Here is a 22754-nt window from a genome sequence, read left to right as displayed (position 1 = left end):
ATGATTTGTTACTACACAAATATTTTGACTATTGTTTTTACTGGAATCCAATTGTATCTGGATTCCCATTACATACTTAATTTAAATTCATCAATTGAATCAGTTTTTTGTCCATTAGCGCATTCACAGCAGTCAATACAGCTATTTTAACATGGGCATATGTCAATCCGCCTTGAACGTAGGCAACATATGGAGCCCTTGTCGGACCATCTGCCGTCAGTTCAATGCTGGCCCCCTGTATAAAGGTGCCTGCAGCCATGATTACATCGTCCTCATATCCCGGCATATAGGCAGGATATGGTGTCACATGTGAATTGATTGGTGATGCATATTGGATGGCCTGACAGAAGGCAACCATCTTATCCCGGTCATCGAATTGGACGGATTGAATCAAGTCAGTTCGCTTCGCATCCCATTTTGGGGATGTATTCATACCGAGCTTTTCTAAAAAGGCAGCTGTGAACATGGCTCCCTTAACAGCTTGTCCCACGACATGCGGTGCAAGGAAGAATCCTTGGTACATTTCCTGCAGACTATAAAGCGACGCACCTGCTTCAGCCCCTATTCCAGGTGATGTTAACCGATAAGAGCAAGCTTCAACCAGGTCCTTTTTACCAACAATGTATCCACCGGTTTTCACTATCCCGCCGCCCGGATTTTTAATGAGTGAACCAGCCATTAAATCCGCTCCGACATGACATGGTTCTTGTGTCTCAACAAACTCTCCATAACAATTATCCACGAACACGACGATTTCCGGGTTAATGTCTTTGATAAAGGAAATCATTTCCTTTATTTCATCGATCGTAAAGGACGGACGTGTAGCATACCCTTTTGACCGTTGTATACCGACCATCTTCGTGTTTGGTTGAATTGCTTGTTTGACGGCTTCGAAATCAACGGTTCCAGTTTCCGCTAACGGAACGGCTTTATAGCTGATCTGAAAATCACGTAAAGATCCGATACCCGTTCCCCGGATACCGACGATTTCTTCCAAAGTATCATACGGCTTTCCAGTTATGTATAACAATTCATCTCCTGGGCGCAATATGCCGAAAAGAGCGGTGGAGATGGCGTGTGTGCCTGATATAATTTGGGGGCGCACCAATCCAGCTTCCGCACCAAAAACATCTGCATATATCAATTCGAGCGTATCGCGGCCCATATCATCGTATCCATACCCTGTAGTCGGGATGAAATGGGAATCACTCACTTTATGTGCTTGATAACTTTGTAATACACGAAATTGATTTTCTTCAATTCGTTCGTCCACTTGCTTATGTAATGGAGAAATCATTGCTTCCACTTCCTGGGCAATGTTTTTCAACACTTCTCCATTTGTTAACTGCTGATACATCAAAATTCCCCTTTATTATGAATATTTCTCCAGCTGCCCGGTTATTGGATGATCAGCTAGACAAAAACCTTTGCATTCATATCTTTCCGATTCTTCATTAAAGGAGAGAGTGCGCAATATGGTTTCATTTTTCAGCTGTGATAATAGTTTACCCTCACTCGACGGCAGGAAAACATGATACGGGATCATTTCTTCAATCACGTACTTTTCAATTTCTTCCATGATTTCATTCAAATCCGATTGTTCATAGGCACTGATCATTAATGAAGCACGACTGGCTGACCTGACAAAATCAGCGTGAACCTTATCTTTCTTATTATACAACGTTAGCTGTGGAATGGAAGGGACATCTAAGTCATTTAGCAAATCCTGCACCGTTTTCTGATGATTAAAGTAATCTGTACTTGACGAATCCACCACATGGAGCAATAGATCCGCTTCTTTCACTTCTTCCAGGGTCGAGCGGAATGCGGCTATTAAAGACGTCGGCAAATCTTGAATGAAGCCAACCGTATCCGTCAGCAGCACGGTAAATCCGCTAGGAAGTATCGCCTTTCGTGTCATGGGATCAAGTGTAGCGAATAACTGGTTCTCTTCGTAAGAATCCGCCTCAGTCAAACGGTTGAACAGTGTTGATTTACCTGCATTCGTGTATCCCACAAGGGCTATTTGAAAGGTCTTATTACGCTTCCTTCTGTCACGATAGCGTTCGCGATGCTTCACTATGCCACTTAATTGTTGCTTGATTTCATCTATTTTCCCACGAATGTGGCGGCGGTCGCTTTCCAGCTTCGTTTCACCTGGTCCCCTGGTGCCGATTCCGCCGCCCAGCCTGGACATTTCCGTCCCCTGTCCGACCAAACGCGGCAATAAATATTGGAGCTGAGCAAGTTCGACCTGCAGCTTCCCTTCCCTGGATCTCGCCCGCTGGGCGAATATATCCAATATTAGCTGTGTCCGGTCAATGATCCTTGCCTGCAATTGCTTCGAAAGGTTCCGAATCTGGCTCGGGGAAAGTTCATCATTAAAGATAAATAAATCCGGCTCAAGCTCCTCTTCCAGATTCCGAAGTTCCTCCACTTTTCCTTTTCCTATATATGTAGCCGGATCGACGCTTTCCCTTTTCTGGGTGATGGTCATTAATACCTCACCATTCGCCGTCTTCGCCAATGAAGCCAGTTCATCAAGTGAATACTCAAAACGTTCAATAGTCTCAGTTGTTTGACACCCAACCAAAACGGCCGTTTCCTTTATTGCTTCTTCCAAATCACATGCACCACCTTCGGGTAGATTTCTGTTAATCATAACAAAAAAATTGAATATATAAAAATTTCCTGAAAACGTAGCTTTTAGCCGTTTTAAAAATTCCGATAACATGCTAAAATCAAATTTGGCTTTACCATCAAAATCAAAAAGACATAGAGGGACATTCATATGACATGGGAAGTATTAAGTTTCATAGGTACGATTGCATTCGCTATTAGCGGGACCATCATCGCCATGGAAGAAGAGTATGATATTTTAGGAGTTTATATTTTAGGAATAATAACTGCCTTTGGCGGAGGGGCAATCCGCAATCTGCTGATCGGTGTCCCCGTTTCAGCATTATGGGATCAAAGTTTCTATTTTGTCATCGCTTTAGTATCCATCACCATCGTTTTCGTTTTTCCTACAAACCTTTCAAAGCACTGGGATAGATGGGGAAACTTCAGTGATGCCATTGGCCTTTCAGCCTTTGCAATCCAAGGGGCGATGTATGCCGTGGAACTTAATCATCCAATAAGCGCCGTCATTGTATCAGCTGCATTAACCGGATGCGGCGGCGGGATACTCCGTGACGTACTGGCCGGAAGAAAGCCATTGGTCTTCAGAAAAGAAATCTACGCAGTATGGGCCATCATTGCAGGCTTGGCTTTAGGCAGTGGTGTATTATCCCAGTCATGGCAGCTTTATTCGCTCTTTGCCGTCATCACGATATTGCGCGTCCTTTCTTACACCAACAATTGGCATCTTCCTAATAAAAAATGGGTGCCTAAAACATAAATTTGAAAAGCCCGCCATCTTGGTGGGCTTTTCCATGTCATTCTTTTTCATCATCCTCGAAAACCAAATCTTGGCTGGTTAGCGTCAGTAAATCGGATTTTTCAAATGTATCCTCCAATAAAAGCCGCATTGCCTGGGCCCTAATTGACTTTTCAAGTACATTGCGGATATAACGTCCGTTAGAAAATGAAATAGGTCCCCGAAATGAACGCAATATGATTAAATGTTCTTTTAATTTCCTTTCCGCATCCCGATTCATTAGATATTCTTTTTCCTGAAGCATCCGATCGGCTATTTCCATTAATTGTTCAATTGTATAATCCGGAAAATCAATAACAAGCGGGAATCTGGAATGAAGTCCGGGATTAAGACTGAGGAAATAATCCATTTCCCTCGAATATCCAGCAAGGATCAAAATGAATTCGTGCTGCCGATCCTCCATATGCTTGACAAGGGTATCTATGGCTTCTTTGCCAAAATCCTTTTCGCCGCCTCTCCCCAAGGAATAGGCTTCATCAATAAATAAGATTCCGCCAATGGCCTTTTTAATTAAATCCCTTGTTTTTTGGGCAGTATGACCAATGTATTCCCCGACCAAATCTGCCCTCTCCGCTTCAATTAAATGCCCTTTCGATAGTACATTCATTTTTTGAAACAACTTACCGATTAAACGTGCAACTGTCGTTTTCCCAGTTCCAGGATTTCCTTTAAACATCATATGCAGTGCTTGCCTGCCAGTCTTCAGCCCTTTTGCCTCACGTTGTTTATTGATGTAAATCCAGGCATATATCTCTTTTATCATCTTTTTCATTTCTTCCATCCCGACCAGCGATTTCAGCTCATCTTCAATCTCTTTCAATGCCACATGCTGTTGGGGGATTTCCTGCACCAAAATTTCTTTTATCGGCAGTTCCTTTTGTAGCGCTTTTCTGTTTTCCGCATTAAACACAATATTGATTTGCCCGTTATTTTTCATACGGATCGGTTGTTCCAATGCATTCACCTCTCCATCTTGGACCCTTACTCTAATTCCACAAATTTTCATTCGATTTATGATGGTTACAACTACCCCATCGGAAAATTCGATTTTTTAAGCCGTATTCCCTTCCTGAAAAGCGACTTATTTTGACAGAATTTTTTCCTTTGAGGATATGTTACGACAATCTCCATTCCCATCCACCAATTTATATGGGGGAATGTCATTTCCTGCGGTTTCCCGGAAAATAATCCGTCCCTTAATATATATTCAAAACAGGTACGTAAAATTATCGATTCTTTGAAAAAGAACAGCGAATTGCATGCAAAAAAAAACAGGTCGCTATAAGCTAAACCTGTTTTTTACATACATATATATGATTATTCCTTCACTTCGTAATCAATCTGAACATTACGTTGTGGAGCAAATGTAGAAATCGCATGTTTATAAACTAATTGCTGTTTGCCCTCGGACTCAAATAAAACGGTAAAATTATCGAACCCTTTCACTTGTCCTCTAATCTGGAACCCGTTTAATAAAAATACCGTCACATACGTACCATCTTTCCGTAATTGATTAAGAAACTGATCTTGAATATTTACTGATTGTTTCATGAACTAGTCCTCCTCTTTTCTCTCTAAATTTATGTATTCGCCTTCACTGAAAAGCTTTCCTGCTATAAATCCAGATATTTCATGTATTTTTTTTGGAAAACCCTTGAGATCGGTCATATCAAACCAATTTACATCCATTTTATTCCGAAACCAGGTCAATTGCCTTTTTGCATAACGACGGGAGTTTTGCTTCAATGTCTCAACCGCTTCATCCAATGAAGCCATTCCATCAAAATAATCATAGATTTCTTTATAGCCTATAGCCTGGATCGATTGACAATCCCTCAAACCTTTTTCATGAAATGACTCAACTTCTTGAATCAGCCCTTCTTCCACCATGACATCAACACGTTGATCGATGCGTTGATATAACTTTTCACGTTCCATTGTCAACCCAATGATGCACGTATCATATTTTAATTCTGTAGGCTGTTCATTCAGCTGTTCACTCATCGTTTTACCGGTACAATGAAAAATCTCAAGTGCCCTGATCACCCTTCTTACATTATTAGGATGAATCCGATTCGCGCTTTCCGGGTCAACGCTGCGTAATTGTTCAAAAACGGGATCAATTCCTGACTCCCTTACCTGTTTTTCGAGTCCCTCCCTATAAACAGGGTCGGATGGCGCCTCCGAAAATTGATAATCATAAATGACCGATTGTATGTATAATCCTGTTCCACCTACGATAATGGGGAGTTTACCTCTGCTTTGGATATCCTCAATACAAGCATTAGCTCGCTCTTGGAACTCTGCCGCACTAAATGGTTCATCCGGGTCTTTAATATCAAGTAAATAATGAGGAATTCCTTCTGTTTCTTCCCTCTTGATTTTTGCAGTCCCAATATCCATCCCTTTATAAACCTGCATGGAGTCTCCGCTAATAATTTCACCATTAAATAACTTTGCCATCTCAATGCTCATCTTTGTCTTCCCAACAGCAGTCGGTCCAATGATCACGAGAAGTTTTCCTTTTTGTTGTTTCACAATCTCACTGCCTTAATTGATTTTTTCCCTATCTTATCATAATCTCGAAGAAAGCAGCTAAACATCTACCCATTATGTCCAATTCAGGTACTTTTATTCAACTTTTCATCTTTATAACTCTTAGATAGTCAGAGTGTAAAATACCGAAAATGCACTTGAAGCGCATAGCTCCATTTGCGGCACTTGGGGAAAATGAATCCCCTTCTCCTGATAGCAAGGGATTCTAATTCCGATAATAGAATCATAAAAAAGGCATGATTACTTCTGTATTTGAGGAATCATGCCTTTTTATCAATTTTCAATTTAGCCCAATTTTCCATTTACGGGTATGATCATCGTAACGGCCGTTTCTTTTTCCGAAGATTGTACATGAATCTCTCCATCATATCTGTTCACTAAGTCTTTAACGATGAATAATCCTTGTCCGCGAACTTTGCCCTTTTGTGCCTTTTTGGTTGAAAATCCGCTGGCGAATATTTTCTCCAAATCTAATTCCGAAATCATTGGTCCGGAGTTCGTTACCATAAACGTATACTTTTCATCATCAGCTTTGCATGCAATATTCATTCGGCGTTCTTGCTCTGGCAATTCAATTGTTGCCTCAATGGCATTGTCGATGACATTTGATAATAATTTTATCAAATCGGTTGTTTTGACCCGATTGAAGGATTCGGGTGAAACATCGATTTCAATATCGATGTTATAATTCTGGGCCGAGAGCCTTTTCGTCTCTAACAGGACAGATAAGCCCGGATGACTCACATCCAATTTCATCGATTCAATCGAATGCACTTCTTTTGAAAGACCTGTTAAGTATTCGAGTGCTTTTGCGTTTTCCTCCAATTTAAGCAGTCCATGTATCACCTGTATATGATTGGAGAAATCATGCCTTAATGAGCGGACTGAAGCAATGAGCGATTGAAATTCCGATTGATACGTATCTTCCGTATCCCCCACTTCACGTGTCAGTTCCTTTTGATACCATTTTTGAATGACAAAAAAGGTTACCAGCAGCATGATAACAAATCCACCATTATAAACAAGAATGGCAATGCTGCTTTTCAATACCTTGCCGTTAATGGCATTAATATCTTCTGCGCTCACATCAATGCCCAAAAAACCAATAATGTCTCCATCTTGATTTTTCATTGGCACTCCCACAGTCAAATACTCACCATATTCCGGATCTTCTAGAATCCCGGTAATGAAGCTTTTGCCTTCATACCCCTGTTTGACCTGCTCCGGCGGAACAGTACATGCACCACCGATAGGAAAATCCCCTTTATGATCTTTAGAAAATCCAGTAATCATAGCCTTAGAGACTTCCGGATTATCAATCATGATCGTATAAACATATAATGCTCCTATTTTTTCACGTGCATCCTCTAAGTAAGCTTTTATATCCACGTAATCCCGGTTCTTTACTTGGTTATTGAGAAATCGCTGATAGGCCTCTATATCCATCGAGTCGGCAATAGATCTAGCAGCTACCAAGTTTTGATTAGCAACGGATTTTTGCACAGAATTTTTAATGCTTAAATATGTTGAAAACATATTTAGAAGAATGAAAACAATCAATAAAAGAATGGTCAAATAAAGAAGTGCCCTTAACTTTTTATTTTTCATAGGATTAAACTTACCTCATCTCTAGCAGCTAAAAGTTAACGAACCTATTCTGAGTTTACTATATAAAGGGACAAAGAAATAGAGAAAAATCTAATAATCTCTATAATTCCAGGCATATAATACTATAATAAATCAAGTAATTAACATATTATCCACTAACTTTCGATCATATAACTTTTTCATATTTTATCTGTACTGAACCAATTAATAATTTTTTCTAATAAATCATTTAATTTCCAAAAAATAATTATATTAATATAATTTTTTGTAAGGAAAAGGGGGGGATTGATGATGTTTGGTTTGGCACTTTCTCTTTCAAATAAATAATTTTACCCTTTATATGAAAATATTACAAGAATCTAAAGGCTAAATGTGTAAAATTACACCATAATTCACACTTTTTACATTAATTATTCGAGGCAATAGTTTAATCACTCCCCTTTCAATAGTACATAATAACTAATTTATCATTAAGGAAAACAAAAATGGAATCAGGACCTGACCCCCTGATTCCATTTACGAATGATAGCTTTTATTTAATCGAATTGATGACTGCCCGCTCATAAATCTTTTTTGTTGCTTGATAATATAGCAGTTGAAAAAGAAAATACGTTCCGATGACCATAGCAGAATAGACGAACAAGTTGGATCCCAATAAATTGCTTAATGCCACGTAGGCGATTATGGCATGAAGCATTCCTATCAGAAAAGGAGCGAAAAAGAGGATACGTATTTCCGCACTTAAAATTTGCCGTATTTCTTTTTTTGTCAGTCCCAATCGATGTAGGGCATGAATTTGGATTTTTTTATCTTCTAAATTCGTAAAAACTCGCAGATACATCATGCTCCCTTGGACGATAAAGAATAATAAACTGACAAACAAGCCGATAAAAAGAATCAACATGCTTCCCTGTTTCATTTCTTGATAAATCGGAGCTCTTGTTTGCAATTGATTATGGTCAGGATTATTAGACATTTTTTCGATTTTAGCAGCTGTTTCCATTGATTCTTCCCAGTCTTTAACTTCATACCCTCGTACTCTTACCTTATCTTTTAAAGGCACATCAGCAGTGATTTCATGATACAGCTGATCATCGACCACCATCAGGGTCGTTGCTGATTTTATTGGAGCGACTATCGATTGATTGCGCTGACCAATCATTGTTACCTGTATGATTTGTTTACCATATTGAAGCTCCTTTTGTTCACCCTTTTGGACAAATTGATAGTCGAGTCCTCCATAAGGAAAAATGTATAACGCTTCTTTTCCAGATAGCTTTGCTGGATCAATTTTTCGCAATGCAGCCGCATTGTTATAATCACTTTCCGAGATTAATAATGACCAATTTTTATTGGATTCTCCCGTTCTCATATGGGGTAACATGTGTGAAATGGGCACACCTGTCATATTAACTTCGTAAAGGATCTTGAATCCATCTTCCTTTAATGTTTTCTCCACTGCGGATGGTTCAATAACGGAATAAATGGAAGCGTCCTTTTCAACCCAGCCAATTGATTGCGGAATGTTATCGATCCCTTGCTTTTTTAAATCTGCACTGAACATGAAAAGTGTTCCTGCAGCTGTCAAAATCACAGCTGTAATGATCGAGGTCAAAAAGAATAACCTGGAATAGTCCTTAATATTAAATATCAGGTTTGTTTGCGTAATTAAATTCGTTCCACCATATAAGCTTTTCTTCTTCCGATAAAGCCTGCTGCATAGAGCGACAATGCTTTGGCTGAATAAAAAATAGGTGCCGATCAGTACGAAGAATAAAATGGGCATCACTCGAATATAAGAATTGTTCAACGACATCGTGGCTGCCAAGTAATAAGAAATGCTTAAGCAAACGGCTGATATTGCAATTAACCACTTTGAAACGAGGGGCGCCTTTTTTGGTTTTTGTTTATCTTTTAATAAATCGACTACCTCCGCATTTCCAATCTGGAATAATGAAAGAAGCGATAATAGCTGAAATAGCAAGATGAAACCGACAATCGTATAAACAAAGGCCTCAGGGACAAAGACAAAGGATATTGGTTGCTCTACAGCCAATAACCAAGAAACTGCCATTAAAAATAACTTTGAGAACAAAAACCCCACCCCCACTCCTATAAGGATAGATATGAGGGAAACCATCGTTTGCTCGAGGTAAATCAGTTTTCTTAATTGGGATTTGGACATTCCAAGCAGTGTCAGCAGCCCAAACTCTTTTTTTCGCGGCTGTATAAATGCGGCATTCGAATAAGCGATAAAGAAAACTGAAAATATGATGATCACTATCTCAGCTGCAATGAGTCCTTTACTAATTAACTGGCCCCCAGGGATATTCGCATGGACCACATCTGGATGAAAGATAAATGATGCGTAAATAAAAAAGATTGAGACCGAAAGGACAATACTGAAAAAATAAGCTAGATAACGTTGGGCATTTCCTTGGATATTTCTCTTAGCGAGAAGTCGGATGTTCATGATAGACTCCTCCCAAAACGCTTAACGTATCTAAAATCCTTTGATGGAAGCTCTGTCTTTCCCCTCCGCTGTGAACCTCCGAAAAGAACTTACCATCCTTTATGAATAGAATCCGGTCACAGAAGCTGGCGGCGGTCGGGTCATGTGTGACCATGAGGATGGTTGCCCCCTTTTTCTCCTGAAGAGTAGTGAGGGTATCCATTACCTGCTTGGCAGATTTGGAATCCAAATTACCAGTAGGTTCATCCGCTAAAATAATGGAAGGCTCATGAATCATCGCTCTTGCACAAGCCGTTCGTTGCTGCTGACCTCCGGAAATTTCAAAAGTCCGCTTTTCTAAAATTCCTTCAATACCAAGAAGGTTCGCCAACTGATTTACCCTATTTTCCATTTCCTGCAGTTTATAATGATCTAACGCTAAAGGAAGGAGGATATTTTCACGAACGGTAAGTGTATCAAGAAGGTTGAAGTCCTGAAAAACAAATCCAATTTCCCTCCTGCGAAATAATGCAAGTTCCTGATTTTTTAATTCATTAGGATTTTGATCATTTAGAATGACTTTACCTGTTGTGGGCTTATCAATCGTGGCCATTAAGTTAAGCAAAGTGGTTTTCCCGCTGCCTGATGGACCCATCACGCCGACAAATTCCCCTTTCTGTACATTCATGGTGAAATTATGTAGTGCTTTATGAAATAAATTCCCCTGCTTTTGAAAATAAGTTTTGGATAATTGTTCCGCTTTTAAAATTGACATCCGAAAATACCTCCCTTTCTTACCGTAAGTATAATGAATAAAGAGGGAGGCTCCCATCGAAGTTTATTACATATTCGTTTAACACCCTTACAATTCTGTCACCTTTCATGTAAGGTATTTGTCTTAAAGAAAAATTCCACTGTAGTCCCTTCGGATACAGTCGATTGAACCGTAACGCCATGCCCAAGTCTGTTAACGATTTGCTTCACTAGATATAGTCCCATTCCAGTTGACTCTTGTTGGACTCGCCCGTTCTCTCCAGTAAAAAATGGATCAAACACTCTCTTTACATCATGCGGGACAATTCCAATTCCCTGATCTGTTATCCTTAGGAATATCTCCGACTCTTTTTCAACAATGTTGAACGTTATGCTGTCATGCTTTTCCTGCCTTGAATACTTCAGCGCATTAAAGACCACCTGACTAATGGCGAAGTGGAGCCACTTACGATCCGAATGCACATATACATTCTCAAGCTCCGTTTCAAGCCTGGGATAAATGAACCGTTTGATGAACTGTTTCTTTTCCTCGTTAATCACTTGCTTGACTAAATTAATTAAGTCAACCCGCTCCGATTTTACATCCTCCGAAAAACGCTGAAGCCTTGCTCCATGCAATATAATTTCCAGCCCTCTGCGAAATCGATCATTTTCTTCTTCTATCTCTTTTAGATAAGCCTTCATCGGCTCATCCGAAAATGTCCTGTTGCCTTCTTGAACCAGTAAGGAAATGACTGAAACAGGAGTCTTCATTTGATGAACCCATTGATGAATCAACAGTTCATATTGCTCCTTCTGTTTGATTTGTTCTTGTAATTGCCCAATTGTTACCTGGTTCATTTGTTGAAAAAGATCCATCCACAACTTTTGTTCATTTGACAGGGGGTCCCTAAAAGCTTCGACATACTCAAATGATAAGCTCGGTTCTTGCTTCATCCTTGTTAATTGACTAAGAAAACGGTAATGCCTTATATAATCGCCCGCTAAAAATAAAAGCAGCATAAACAACGCCAGAATAATTAAATAGATGATATTTGAAACCGATATGTGATTCCCCGCTTCCAGAACGGCTAGTGCATAAGCAATAATAAGCAGGCTTACCAATAGAACGGTATAAAATATAAAGTAAAGACGGTCTTTGAAAAAGGATTTTAGATTCACTTTTCTTCACCTTGCATTACTTTTAGTCGATATCCTTTTCCCCTGCTGGTTGTTATGGCATGCTTGACGCCGATATCCTCAAGTTTTTTCCTAACCCTTGTAACATTGACGGTCAATGTATTGTCATCTACAAATGAATCATCATTCCATAATGCTTCAAGCAAATCTTCACGCGAGACAATGGTGTCATACTGTCGTAGTAAACAACTCAATAATTTCAACTCATTTTGGGTTAACGTTACCTGATTGTCTTGGTATTCGATCATCGCTTTTTCCGTATAAAGCGTTAATCCATCTATTTCCTTTATTTGTTGGTGGAATGAAGATATTTCCGCATATTCACCGTAAACCCTACGTAGGACACTCTTTATTTTCGCCAGTACCACTTCCAAATGAAACGGTTTCGTTAAATAATCATCTCCCCCATATTCAATGGCCATGACTTGGTTCATTTCATCTGTCCTTGCAGAGATGAAAATGATGGGAATCTTTGAAACCGTCCTTATTAGCCGGCACCAATGGAAACCATCATAATAGGGCAGATTAATATCCAATAAAACTAAATCCGGCTTTATCTCTTGGAACTCCGCAAAGACTTGGTTCAGTTGCTTCACTTCAAAAACCTCATACCCATACCTTTTTAAGTAATTGACCAAGATACCAGCTATTTTGGAATCGTCTTCAACCAATAATATTTTATACATCTTTTTCTCCTCATTAACATGACAATAAAAAACCTTGAATGGTATGAGCCAATCAAGGGGATTACAATAAAATTAGATTTCTTCCGGGATTTTCAATCCCTCAATGAAGGATTTAAAACTCGATGCAACTTTATAAATATTTTCATCCTGGCTTGATGGATCCGAGTACCAACCCTGATCCCAGAAGTAAACTCCCTTTTCCTCTTCGTTATTTATCAGCAAGATTTTACCTGCACATGTATCATTACCTATTATAATGCAATTCTTATGTAAGTCATCTCTGTTTTCTTCATGCCATTTTTGTAAATTCAGTTCTTTATCTTGAAGTTCTAATCCATAAAGTACATTTAAGCAAACGAGTGTGTCTAATCCATCTACATAAAACTTACAGTTTTGGACCGCTGTTGTTCCGCCATTATGCTTAAGGAGAAATTGTTGATAATCTGCAGGGATTTCAAAACCCACAAATTCCTGAAAATTATTCACTGCTTCTTGTGTTGCTTTGCCATATCCGGTAATATTAACCATTGTATCGACTCCATTTCATTTAATTGATAATTTTATTCTATAAGGCTATTTCACTTGCTAATCGCTGCTTATAAAATGGCCAGCTCCTACACTCCATTTATGGAGATCCTTTAAAAATAGATTATTCATTTTTATTAGAAAATAATACTTTTTTTAAATATATTAACATAATTTTACTATTCTTTTCAGTATTATCTGATATTTTTTTTGACAATTTCGTTTCTTTTCATAAAAAGTTAGCTTATTTATGTCGAAAAATCGATAAATCGTATAATTCGTAGATAAATCAGGAGTTTTCGATGATATATCTCCATTTCCGAAGATATATTCTCGATATCGCAGATAAAAATATTATTCTATAAAAAAGGCGCCCACTTCCTCTTCAAGGTTGGCGCCTTTTACGACTCAGATAATTTTATAGTCATCATAAGTAATTAATAACCTGCTCATAGAAACTGTCTCAGCACGTAGCTTATTCTTATCACGACAATAAGCAATGATGGAACTATTGGGAATTTTAGCTGTACAATTCCATTTACTATATTTTTCATTGTACCTAGAGGATATTTCAATATTCTCACCACGGATTTTTAACATCCTGCGTTCTACCAAAGGCATCATCTCCAATTCCGATAATATTATTTACCCAAAATCAGATAAAATATTCTTGGGTCTCATTCAAGCATGGCATATTCAAAAATTTTAGACATTATAGTGTTCTATATTATAGGAAATGAGAAAAAAGGTATTATCATCAGAATAATCTTAATATTTTCTCGGAATATTAAGATAAATCTTCAAACCCACCTAATAACTCTTATTTATATCTATTAAAATTATATTCGTATCACAAAAGAAATATTTGAAATTAAGAGATTAGAGTCGTATGATTAGTAGTATCGGCGGAAAACACATAAATCAAAATAAATAAGTTTAAAGGGGAATTAGATATGGTAGATGTAGTCACAAAACCTGAACATGAAACACTTAATATTTCTGCAAACCAAGAACAATTGGATATCCTAGATCAGCTTTTAAAGCCTGAGGTTCAGGAATCATTGAACACTTTAGTTGAGCAGTTACCAAAACTGACTGAGTTAGTGAATATTTTAACAAAGTCTTATGATTTCGCTCAATCGGTTGCGACTGATGATGTCTTGAAAAATGATACGGTCAGCGCCATTTCGGAGATTGCTACACCTGTTGTGGGTTCAGTGAAAGGTCTTGCGGCTAATGCCATCGAAGCTAAGGATCGTGCAGAAGCGAATACTGATGTGATCGGTCTTTTTGGTCTGTTAAAAATGATGAAAGACCCGCAAGCACAAAAGCTTTTCCGTTTCGCCCAAGCTTTTCTTGAAGTCTCTTCAGAACGTAAAAACCAAAAATAATTTGATTAACTTTCAATCAGTAAGGACGGGGGATTAACTATGTCAAAACAAATCGTCATCTTAGGTGCAGGTTACGCTGGATTGCTAACTGCCTTATCCGTACGTGAATATTACAAAAGAGATGAAGTGCAGGTTACAGTGGTGAACCAATTTCCAACGCACCAAATCATCACCGAATTGCACCGTCTTGCAGGCGGATCCATTTCCGAACAAGCCGTTTCCATTCCGTTGGAAAAGCTTTTAAAAGGAAAAGATATCGACCTTGTCATTTCCAAAGTGGAGTCTTTCTCAGTCGATAACAAAGAAGTGAAACTTGCCAATGGTTCCACTTTATCTTATGATGCCCTAGTTGTTGCTTTGGGAAGCCAAACAGGATTCTTCGGCATTCCGGGACTTGAGGAAAACAGCATGGTCTTGAAATCCGTAAATGATGCAAACAAGATTTACAAACATATCGAAGATCGCATTCGCGAATATGCACAAACGAATAATGAAGCGGACGCAACCATCGTGATCGGCGGCGGCGGCTTGACGGGCGTCGAATTAATCGGTGAAATCGTGGATCATTTCCCTAAAATTGCCAAAAAGTTCGGAGTGGACTTCAAGGACTTGAAAATCAAGCTTGTGGAAGCAGGTCCAAAAATCCTTCCGGTCCTGCCTGACCACTTAATCGAACGTGCGATGACAAGCTTGGAAGCACGCGGCGTTGAATTCTTGACAGGTCTGCCTGTAACGGGTGTTAAAGGCAATCAAATCGAATTGAAAGATGGACAAACGATAACGGCCAATACGCTTGTTTGGACAGGCGGAGTTGCGGCTCTTCCTATCGTAGGCGAATCAGGCCTTGAAGTGGATCGCGGCAAAGCAACCGTTAATGAGTATTTGCAATCCAAATCCCATAAAGACGTATTCGTTGTCGGGGACAGTGCCGTTGCTTTCCCTCCAGAAGGCGGCCGTCCATACGCTCCTACTGCTCAAAATGCTTGGCAAATGGGTGAGCTTGTTGGTTACAACCTATTTGCAGCCTTTGAAGGCAAGAAACTTGAAGCATTTTCGCCTGTAAACTCAGGTACGCTTGCGAGCCTTGGCCGTAAGGATGCGGTGGCAACGGTTGGGGCCAATAACACGTCCCTTAAAGGACTTCCGGCTACATTGATGAAAGAAGCAAGTAATGTTCGCTATCTATCACACATCAAAGCCCTATTCAGCTTGGCTTATTAATTTTTAAGATAAAGCACTCATTGAATTTAAAAGGACCATTCATCATTTGGATGAATGGTCCTCTTTTGCAATTAAAGGGCTGTATTTATCAAAATTCAAATGTTAACCTGGTTGATGCTGAATCTAAGGAAAAATCCCTCAGGTAATTTTGCATTTGTCAGGATCCGTGTTTCTTTTAAACGTTTATCATTATATGAGGAGACTTCCATTAATTCTTCATCCATATAAGCAGGGTGAGTCATTATCTCCACGCTCGCCCCATCCATTACCCTCCCCTTCAAGTTTTGAAAGTAATCTTCAACCACCATTTCTCCATAAAAATCATCCAGGAATACATCTGTAACGGTTTGAATCCCAGCAAGGTGCCTTCCGGCATTACGCACTGGCAATCCATATTTATCTGACAGCTTTTTAATAACCGGTAGAAATGCTGTGATCCCATGTACATGATGATGGCTGTCAAAATGAGTCGGGAATAGACCAAATTCCAAGAATCTTTCGATTTGTGCTGACCACTCCCTCTCCAATTCGCTCAAGGAAATACCGGCAGGATCCCCATATACCAACCCTTGCTTCTTAAAGAAACCAGCTTCATCAACCAAACTCGGAACATCACTCAACAAAGGTTTCCCCCATGTCAGCACTAAGTGTATACCTACCTTCAACGATGGTGTCTTCTTTGCGATTTCGATCGCATGCTCCGTTGCTTGCGCATTCATCATGATCGTTGCCGAATTGACAATTCCATATTTGTGGCTATCCAAAATCCCATAATTCACCGCTTTAGTTAACCCGAAATCATCTGCATTTACAAGGACTTCAATCATGATAAATTATCCTGCAACTCCTTTTTTTCAAAAAACTGCGGCAGATAATCTTTATGTGCCTCCAGCATTTCGTCTAAGATAAGTTTTGCAACCCGGTCACTTGGAACGAGTGGATTGATCGTCATGGCAAGCAACGCAGTATCATAGTCCCCCGAAATTGCAGCTTCGATGGCTACCCTTTCAAAGGATTTGATTTGCTGAATTAATCCGCGGACAGCGACAGGAAGCTCTCCTACGTTGATTGGCTTAGGTCCATCCTTAGTTATCACGCAACTGGTTTCAATCGCCGAGCCGTAAGGGATGCCTTCTATCGCACCATGGTTGACCGTATTTACCGCTTGAATATCTCGCTTATCCGTATGCATCGAGCAAATCAACCGTACAGCCGCATCGCTGTAGTACGCACCTCCGCGCTCTTCAAGCTGCGGCGGCTTGATAGCCAGATCCTGGTCTTTGTATAGCTCGAATAAACCTGCTTCAAGTCTTTGAACGACCTCTGCACGTGTTTCCCCTTTTTCTGCATCCTTCAATTCTTGGGCCAGCACATCCCCCGTTTTGTAATAGTAGTTGTGGTATGGACACGGAAACAAATTTAACGCTCTAAGGAATTCCGGCTCCCAGCCCATTGCATGGATATTCTTCATCGTGACAGCTTTAGCTGGATCAGTAATCAAATTGATGATTTGATCTTTGACACTCTCCCCATCAACGAATACATCCAATCCGTAAACCATATGGTTCAAGCCGGCAAAGTCGATCCGGACTCTTGATGGCTCTACATCCATTAAATCCGCAACACCTCGTTCCATACCAATCGGCACATTGCAAAGTCCGATGATTTTGGAAATATTACTGTGACGCAGAACTGCTTCAGTTACCATTCCAGCAGGATTCGTGAAGTTAATCAGCCATGCTTCCGGACATAATTCCTCCATTTCATGAGCAATATCCAGAATGACGGGAATCGTTCTAAAAGCCTTGAAAAGCCCACCAGGCCCATTCGTCTCCTGTCCGATCACTCCGTGTTTCAATGGAATCTTTTCATCAAGTGCCCTTGCTGCGAGCTGGCCAACCCGCAGCTGGGTTGTTACATAATCTGCGCCTTTAAGCGCTTTCTTTCTATCTAGCGTGAGGTGGACATCAATATTCACACCAGCCTTTTCAATCATCCTTCTTGCCAGATTCCCGACAATTTCAAGCTTTTCCTTTCCCGCTTCGATGTCAACGAGCCAAATTTCACTCACGGGAAGTTCTTCATGATATTTAATGAATCCTTCGATCAGTTCTGGCGTATAGCTCGATCCTCCACCAATCGTGACAATTTTCAGCCCCTTGCTCATTCGGCAGCCCTCTCCTTCACAACATTTGCATGTAAGAATTCTTCGCGTAGATCGATCATTTCCAGTGCAAGATCCTTTACTGTCATCGCCGTCATTAAATGATCTTGTGCATGCACTAGGATGATGGGAAGATCAAAATGGTCCCCGCCCGCCTCGGCATGAATTAATTGAGTTTGGTATTTATGGGCCTGCAGTAATTCCGTTTCCGCCTCGGCGATTTTCAATCGTGCAGAATCAAAATCCTTTTTCTTTGCTTCCTGCAACGCTTCCATTGCAAAGCTTCTCGCATTCCCACTATATAAAATCAATTGAAAGGATAGCTGGTATAATTCTTCTTTTTCCATTTTTCATCACTACTTTCTTAAAGGCTTAGCGTTTCTGAATCTTTTGTAAGCTTTGTTTCATTTTTGGTGTCTATCTTCACTTGAGCATAAACGAATGGTAAATAAATAGCTGTTGAAATGACTAGATTGATTGCAGCCAAAACCGCTCCAGATACATGTCCGCCTGTGGCCAGGAATCCACCCACAATCGGCGGGGTAACCCATGGAATCTTAGCGACGATCGGGAAAACCATTCCGCTGCTTACCGCGATATAAGAGATCACCGTTGTAATTACCGGGCCGAGAACAAATGGGATGAACCACATTGGATTCAGAACGATAGGCAATCCGAAAAGAATGGGTTCGTTAATCTGGAACACTCCTGGTGCCCCTCCGAGTGCAATCATCTGTTTATACCGTTTCCGGCCGGCAATGATCATTGCAATGATTAGGCCCAATGTTGCACCAGATCCGCCTAAATAAACAAATGCATCCAGGAAAGAACCCGCCAATACCCCGTATTGGTCCATGTCTTTGACGCCTTTTGCATATAAATCGATATTTTTCACTCCTGAACTTTCAAAAAGCGGTGTCGTTATCCCACCAAGGATATTGGGTCCATGCAAACCGATCATCCATAATAAATGAACAAGAAATACTAGTAAAATAGCGAATGGCAATGAATCTACTGCACTTTGTAATGGAGATACGATCACTTTACTCAACCAGTCATTCAATACCTGCCCATCCGTAGCTTTACGGAACAGCAGTCCGAATATACCAGCGATAAAGATCGTTGCCATACCCGGCACTAACTTTGCAAATGAACGGGCAACCGCAGGAGGTACTCCATCAGGAAGCTTGATGACTAAATACTTCACTCGGGAAAGTCTCACAAATATTTCAGTGGCTATCAAGGCAACGACAATTCCTGTAAAGAGGGCTGTAGCATTAAAATAGTTTACGCTTACAAAACCCCAGGCCCCGCCAGTAACATCCTTATCATCGATGGTTAAAGTGACATTTCCGATTTGAGGCAATAGTAAGAAGAAACAGGCTGCGGATACCAGCATCGCTTCAAAACCATCGTCACCGTATGATCGTGCCAATTTATAAGAAATGCCGAATACAGCGAATACCGTCATGAATGCAAAGGTTCCAAACCAAATATCACCGCCGAGCGTATTCCATGCAGGACCGAAGATGGCCTCCATCATTCTTCCGTAAGGCTTGATGACTTGCCCTAGATTATTAAACAGGACGGCGAATGACCCGATCATTGTAATCGCTATCATTCCAATCAATGCGTCACGAATTGCAAGCAAATGCCGGTTATTCCCTACCTTTACCGCCCCAGGCATAATATACTTATCAATAAAAGTCATCATATCCTTATTCTCCTTTTATTAAAGTAGTGGCTTGTTTTAGCACTTCTTCACCATTACATAGTCCATAGAACATCGGATTGATGGTTGCGACTGGAATTCCCTTTTCTTTCCCCGCTTCCTGTAGCTTGGAAAGAAGATATCTAACCTGCGGCCCTAATAAAATAACATCGGCCTTATCTATTTCATTGTTAACTTCTGTAGAACCAACTGCCCATATATGACACTCTACCCCTTGTTTTTTAGCACTTTCCTCCATCTTGGTAACTAATAAACTAGTAGACATCCCTGCAGAACAACATAATAAGATATTCATTGAAATTACCCCCCTTTTTAATGATTGATTATTCAGTATTTTCAAGTAAGTCTAAACCGCATTTTTTATAATCGATGTTACTTTTATCACTTCCCTTGAATATGAAATGGGTATTATTGCCTCCATACATACATTGTAGTTACAAATCAAAAAAATATCAACACAATTTTTAATTTGTTACTACAAATTTTTGAATTAAAGTTGATTATTGAACTTATCCGAGATAATCTATATGTATATATTGGGAATGAGCATAGGAGGAATCACTGTGGAGACCATGAATAAAGAAGCGGCATTGCATTCCATAGTTAAGGAATCAATTATCGATCTCATAAAAAATGGCGAATATCAAACAAATACAAAATTACCGACTGAGGCAGAATTTTGTAAAATATACGGAGTAAGCAGGACAACAGTTCGCACGGCCTTACAGCAATTGAACGTCGAAGGCTACATCTACCGTGTTCAGGGCAAAGGTACTTTCGTTTCGGAAAATAAAGTGAAGCAATTTCTTTCAAGCACGGTTGAAAAGTTCTCTGAGCAAGTCACGATGCAAGGAAAAAACCCTTCTACAAAGGTCATTAGCTTAAAGGTGATCGAAGCAAACGCTACCCTTGCCAAGCTTTTTAAACAAAATATTGGAGACCCCGTAAATAAACTGGAACGGATACGTTACGTAAACGATATCCCCCTTCAATATGAAATTGCCTATCTCCCTTGGTATAAAACACCCGGGCTTAATATCGAAGCCTGCGAAAAATCACTCTTTAAAGTACTTGAGACACAATTCAATTTAAAAGTAAAAAAAACGGTCGAACACTTGGAGTTTTCACTTGCCGACGATTCCATTTCTGACAAATTGGACGTACCGAACGGCTCACCTTGTTTTTCATTGGAAACTTACACATATGAGAATGACGGATCGGTCATTGAATTCTCTAAAACTCTCTTTAGAGGCGATCGCGCGCACTTTGTCATCGAGCGTAACTATTGAATATTATTATATAAAATAAGACGGCTGCCTTATTAATTAAGGCAGCCCGGACTGTAAACATACTCGATTTTTTTAGGGTTTTGTAAGATTGGAACGTTGAATTCCACTCCAGGCACTCGCCTTCCGCAGGAGGCTCGGAAGACTTTGTTACCCTTCATGTTTTTTACTTTTTTAATGGGTGAAACGTCATTGGATTGAAGAAATTTGCGCCACTCCTCCGAATAACTGGCTAGCCGAGACCCCACAGCCGCTGGCATTGATGAGGCTTTACAGAAAAAGGGAACGGATTTCTGAAATCAACTGAAACAAACTTCATGCACACTCGTTTTTCTTCTTGAGAGAGGCAATCATAACGATTGCCTCTTTTCGTTGTGTGTCCGGATAATTATTTACATACTTACAAATACACTCATTAAATGAGTGAATTTACAAATATAGCATAATATTAAACAAATAACGCGAAAGCAATAATCCGGACCGGGGAGGTGTGGTGCTTGTCGTTTAGTCTACATCCCCCCCTTTTTTCCGCATACCGGATCCCTTTGCATCATTGTTTCCAAGTCCAAATATATCTCGGTATGAAAATGCCCCCAATTAATTCATTGAGGGCCTCTCTACATCATCTTAGAATAACGGGTCCTTTTTCTCATGGCTCAAGCTGAATTTTACTTACTCCCCATTCTGATTAAGCCATTTTTTTGTGACAACTATCATTTCTTCTTGTTGTTTCTTAGCTGAGATAGTCGCTTCATTATCTCCCTTTTGCTTTCCGTATACACCAAATTGACCGTGGTTTCCACCCGCTATCTTATGCATGTTAGCCTGTTTAGATAGTAAGTGCTTTGTCTTCACAATCTTCTTCACTGTAGATAGCCCATCATGTTCTGCATATAACGATAGCATAGGAACCTTCATTTTTGAAAAGTCATTCGAGTTACTGGGATATGAACCGAGGAGGATAATTCCTTCCACCTCTTTTGGATTTTCATAAGCATATGCGGAGGCGGCTACTCCTCCTAACGAGTGTCCAGCAACGTACCATTTCTCCACATCTGGATATGCATCTTTAGCTTCCACTGCTTTATTTTTATCAAACAAAGCGAAATTGAACCTCACATCTGGGATAACGACTGTATATCCCTCTTTCGATAATTCTTTTGCATAATATCCGTATGCTTCCGGCTCAACCTTGGCACCTGGATACAGGACAATGCCCACTTTCTTAGTTTTTGTTGGTTCGAATGTGACAAACCCATTTTCCTTTTTTATATTCCCCTTTCCAACTAACGCATACAATTCATCTGATGGCTTGTATGTTTGTTCTGACCATATGTAAAAGCTGCCGAAAGCGATAATCATTAATGCAATTATACTAACGAGAATATATTTAATAACTTTTTTCATTTTATACCTCACTATTCCTAAAATTTATTTCTAGGTGATGTTATGGACACACACAGCTACTAGTATTGCTTTTCATTCACCCTGTCCTTGAACTTTACATCTAACTTCCTTCTCTTTTGAATATTTTTATGACAAAGGGGGATTATCTCCATCATTTTCAAGTTTATTTACTTGCTGTGCTATATCTCACCTTATTAGGTGTACCCACCCTGTACGAATCCTCTCTCTTTGTTTGGATGCCAGCTATTGAACATTGCCACATGTTTTTCGGAAACGTAGTTCGTCTGAGTCAACATTGAGAGTTATTACACAATCTGTGCACGTATTTCAGTGG

General features: G+C 39.8%; 21 protein-coding genes. 4 read left to right on the top strand and 17 right to left on the bottom strand.

The window, feature by feature from the left end; genetic code table 11:
* Positions 1-76 precede the first annotated feature (76 nt).
* Positions 77-1357 (bottom strand): methionine gamma-lyase family protein, encoded by a 1281-nt coding sequence (locus ACIROD_RS15500; protein ID WP_402941912.1) that lies wholly within the window; start codon positions 1355-1357, stop codon positions 77-79.
* A 15-nt stretch (positions 1358-1372) separates the two neighbouring features.
* Positions 1373-2623, bottom strand: a complete 1251-nt coding sequence (gene hflX, locus ACIROD_RS15495) for a GTPase HflX (RefSeq protein WP_402941910.1) — start codon at positions 2621-2623, stop codon at positions 1373-1375.
* Positions 2624-2791: 168 nt separating this feature from the next.
* Between hflX and ACIROD_RS15490 the strand changes: the two genes are divergently transcribed.
* Positions 2792-3400, top strand: coding sequence for a trimeric intracellular cation channel family protein (locus tag ACIROD_RS15490; RefSeq protein ID WP_101226046.1), 609 nt, complete (start codon positions 2792-2794; stop codon positions 3398-3400).
* A 37-nt stretch (positions 3401-3437) separates the two neighbouring features.
* Here ACIROD_RS15490 and spoVK read toward each other — a convergent pair whose 3' ends face one another.
* From spoVK to ACIROD_RS15445, 9 genes are all read right to left on the bottom strand, one after another.
* The gene (gene spoVK / locus ACIROD_RS15485) at positions 3438-4394 is read right to left on the bottom strand and encodes a stage V sporulation protein K (protein WP_101226045.1); all 957 of its coding nucleotides are present in this window, start codon (positions 4392-4394) and stop codon (positions 3438-3440) included.
* A gap of 362 nt (positions 4395-4756) precedes the next feature.
* Positions 4757-4990, bottom strand: a complete 234-nt coding sequence (hfq, locus tag ACIROD_RS15480; RefSeq protein ID WP_034313436.1) for an RNA chaperone Hfq — start codon at positions 4988-4990, stop codon at positions 4757-4759.
* 3 nt (positions 4991-4993) lie between these two features.
* Positions 4994-5914, bottom strand: coding sequence for a tRNA (adenosine(37)-N6)-dimethylallyltransferase MiaA (miaA, locus tag ACIROD_RS15475; RefSeq protein ID WP_397315040.1), 921 nt, complete (start codon positions 5912-5914; stop codon positions 4994-4996).
* A 366-nt stretch (positions 5915-6280) separates the two neighbouring features.
* The gene (locus tag ACIROD_RS15470; RefSeq protein WP_230178245.1) at positions 6281-7603 is read right to left on the bottom strand and encodes a sensor histidine kinase; all 1323 of its coding nucleotides are present in this window, start codon (positions 7601-7603) and stop codon (positions 6281-6283) included.
* Positions 7604-8135: 532 nt separating this feature from the next.
* Positions 8136-10076: an FtsX-like permease family protein gene (locus ACIROD_RS15465; protein ID WP_402941907.1), complete on the bottom strand. Its 1941-nt coding sequence runs from the start codon at positions 10074-10076 to the stop codon at positions 8136-8138.
* On the bottom strand, positions 10054-10830 hold the full coding sequence (locus ACIROD_RS15460) for an ABC transporter ATP-binding protein (protein WP_402941905.1): 777 nt from the start codon (positions 10828-10830) through the stop codon (positions 10054-10056). The genes ACIROD_RS15465 and ACIROD_RS15460 overlap by 23 nt, the downstream gene beginning before the upstream one ends.
* Positions 10831-10928: 98 nt before the next feature.
* Positions 10929-11990: a sensor histidine kinase gene (locus ACIROD_RS15455; protein WP_101226040.1), complete on the bottom strand. Its 1062-nt coding sequence runs from the start codon at positions 11988-11990 to the stop codon at positions 10929-10931.
* Positions 11987-12694: a response regulator transcription factor gene (locus ACIROD_RS15450; protein ID WP_402941903.1), complete on the bottom strand. Its 708-nt coding sequence runs from the start codon at positions 12692-12694 to the stop codon at positions 11987-11989. The genes ACIROD_RS15455 and ACIROD_RS15450 overlap by 4 nt, the downstream gene beginning before the upstream one ends.
* A gap of 72 nt (positions 12695-12766) precedes the next feature.
* The gene (locus ACIROD_RS15445) at positions 12767-13222 is read right to left on the bottom strand and encodes an SMI1/KNR4 family protein (RefSeq protein ID WP_101226038.1); all 456 of its coding nucleotides are present in this window, start codon (positions 13220-13222) and stop codon (positions 12767-12769) included.
* Between the two features lie 950 nt (positions 13223-14172).
* Between ACIROD_RS15445 and ACIROD_RS15440 the strand changes: the two genes are divergently transcribed.
* Complete coding sequence (locus ACIROD_RS15440; RefSeq protein ID WP_101226037.1) at positions 14173-14610, top strand: helical membrane plugin domain-containing protein; 438 nt, start codon at positions 14173-14175, stop codon at positions 14608-14610.
* A gap of 39 nt (positions 14611-14649) precedes the next feature.
* The gene (locus ACIROD_RS15435) at positions 14650-15831 is read left to right on the top strand and encodes an NAD(P)/FAD-dependent oxidoreductase (RefSeq protein ID WP_402941900.1); all 1182 of its coding nucleotides are present in this window, start codon (positions 14650-14652) and stop codon (positions 15829-15831) included.
* Positions 15832-15926: 95 nt separating this feature from the next.
* Here ACIROD_RS15435 and chbG read toward each other — a convergent pair whose 3' ends face one another.
* The 5 genes from chbG to ACIROD_RS15410 are packed head-to-tail and all read right to left on the bottom strand — an operon-like array spanning position 15927 to position 20022.
* On the bottom strand, positions 15927-16658 hold the full coding sequence (gene chbG / locus ACIROD_RS15430; protein ID WP_101224722.1) for a chitin disaccharide deacetylase: 732 nt from the start codon (positions 16656-16658) through the stop codon (positions 15927-15929).
* On the bottom strand, positions 16655-17998 hold the full coding sequence (locus ACIROD_RS15425; protein ID WP_101224721.1) for a 6-phospho-beta-glucosidase: 1344 nt from the start codon (positions 17996-17998) through the stop codon (positions 16655-16657). Before ACIROD_RS15425 ends, chbG begins: the two co-directional genes overlap by 4 nt.
* Positions 17995-18342: a PTS sugar transporter subunit IIA gene (locus tag ACIROD_RS15420; RefSeq protein WP_230177452.1), complete on the bottom strand. Its 348-nt coding sequence runs from the start codon at positions 18340-18342 to the stop codon at positions 17995-17997. Before ACIROD_RS15420 ends, ACIROD_RS15425 begins: the two co-directional genes overlap by 4 nt.
* Before the next feature lie 17 nt (positions 18343-18359).
* Positions 18360-19709, bottom strand: coding sequence for a PTS sugar transporter subunit IIC (locus ACIROD_RS15415; protein WP_034313464.1), 1350 nt, complete (start codon positions 19707-19709; stop codon positions 18360-18362).
* A gap of 4 nt (positions 19710-19713) precedes the next feature.
* Positions 19714-20022, bottom strand: coding sequence for a PTS sugar transporter subunit IIB (locus ACIROD_RS15410; RefSeq protein ID WP_048684685.1), 309 nt, complete (start codon positions 20020-20022; stop codon positions 19714-19716).
* 277 nt (positions 20023-20299) lie between these two features.
* Between ACIROD_RS15410 and ACIROD_RS15405 the strand changes: the two genes are divergently transcribed.
* Positions 20300-21016, top strand: coding sequence for a GntR family transcriptional regulator (locus ACIROD_RS15405; RefSeq protein WP_101224747.1), 717 nt, complete (start codon positions 20300-20302; stop codon positions 21014-21016).
* A gap of 669 nt (positions 21017-21685) precedes the next feature.
* On the opposite strand, the gene ACIROD_RS15400 is transcribed toward ACIROD_RS15405, so the two are convergent.
* Entirely contained in the window at positions 21686-22420 is a 735-nt protein-coding gene (locus ACIROD_RS15400) for an alpha/beta fold hydrolase (protein ID WP_402941897.1), read from the bottom strand.
* Between the last annotated feature and the right edge of the window lie 334 nt (positions 22421-22754).

The organism is Peribacillus sp. NPDC101481 (assembly GCF_044767165.1).
GTDB lineage: Bacteria > Bacillota > Bacilli > Bacillales > DSM-1321 > Peribacillus.
The sequence above is the reverse complement of the archived record's forward strand: the minus strand, read 5'-3'. Positions and strand labels throughout refer to the sequence as shown.

Bases quoted from the DNA above. Each gene is read 5' to 3' on its own strand.
- ACIROD_RS15415 (WP_034313464.1), bottom strand. From the start codon at position 19,709: ATGATGACTTTTATTGATAAGTATATTATGCCTGGGGCGGTAAAGGTA.
- ACIROD_RS15425 (WP_101224721.1), bottom strand. From the start codon at position 17,998: ATGAGCAAGGGGCTGAAAATTGTCACGATTGGTGGAGGATCGAGCTAT.
- miaA (WP_397315040.1), bottom strand. From the start codon at position 5,914: ATGAGCATTGAGATGGCAAAGTTATTTAATGGTGAAATTATTAGCGGA.
- ACIROD_RS15405 (WP_101224747.1), top strand. From the start codon at position 20,300: ATGAATAAAGAAGCGGCATTGCATTCCATAGTTAAGGAATCAATTATC.
- ACIROD_RS15500 (WP_402941912.1), bottom strand. From the start codon at position 1,357: ATGTATCAGCAGTTAACAAATGGAGAAGTGTTGAAAAACATTGCCCAG.
- ACIROD_RS15465 (WP_402941907.1), bottom strand. From the start codon at position 10,076: ATGAACATCCGACTTCTCGCTAAGAGAAATATCCAAGGAAATGCCCAA.
- ACIROD_RS15435 (WP_402941900.1), top strand. From the start codon at position 14,650: ATGTCAAAACAAATCGTCATCTTAGGTGCAGGTTACGCTGGATTGCTA.
- ACIROD_RS15490 (WP_101226046.1), top strand. From the start codon at position 2,792: ATGACATGGGAAGTATTAAGTTTCATAGGTACGATTGCATTCGCTATT.
- hfq (WP_034313436.1), bottom strand. From the start codon at position 4,990: ATGAAACAATCAGTAAATATTCAAGATCAGTTTCTTAATCAATTACGG.
- ACIROD_RS15470 (WP_230178245.1), bottom strand. From the start codon at position 7,603: ATGAAAAATAAAAAGTTAAGGGCACTTCTTTATTTGACCATTCTTTTA.
- ACIROD_RS15420 (WP_230177452.1), bottom strand. From the start codon at position 18,342: ATGGAAAAAGAAGAATTATACCAGCTATCCTTTCAATTGATTTTATAT.
- ACIROD_RS15400 (WP_402941897.1), bottom strand. From the start codon at position 22,420: ATGAAAAAAGTTATTAAATATATTCTCGTTAGTATAATTGCATTAATG.
- ACIROD_RS15410 (WP_048684685.1), bottom strand. From the start codon at position 20,022: ATGAATATCTTATTATGTTGTTCTGCAGGGATGTCTACTAGTTTATTA.
- chbG (WP_101224722.1), bottom strand. From the start codon at position 16,658: ATGATTGAAGTCCTTGTAAATGCAGATGATTTCGGGTTAACTAAAGCG.
- ACIROD_RS15450 (WP_402941903.1), bottom strand. From the start codon at position 12,694: ATGTATAAAATATTATTGGTTGAAGACGATTCCAAAATAGCTGGTATC.
- ACIROD_RS15460 (WP_402941905.1), bottom strand. From the start codon at position 10,830: ATGTCAATTTTAAAAGCGGAACAATTATCCAAAACTTATTTTCAAAAG.
- ACIROD_RS15445 (WP_101226038.1), bottom strand. From the start codon at position 13,222: ATGGTTAATATTACCGGATATGGCAAAGCAACACAAGAAGCAGTGAAT.
- ACIROD_RS15440 (WP_101226037.1), top strand. From the start codon at position 14,173: ATGGTAGATGTAGTCACAAAACCTGAACATGAAACACTTAATATTTCT.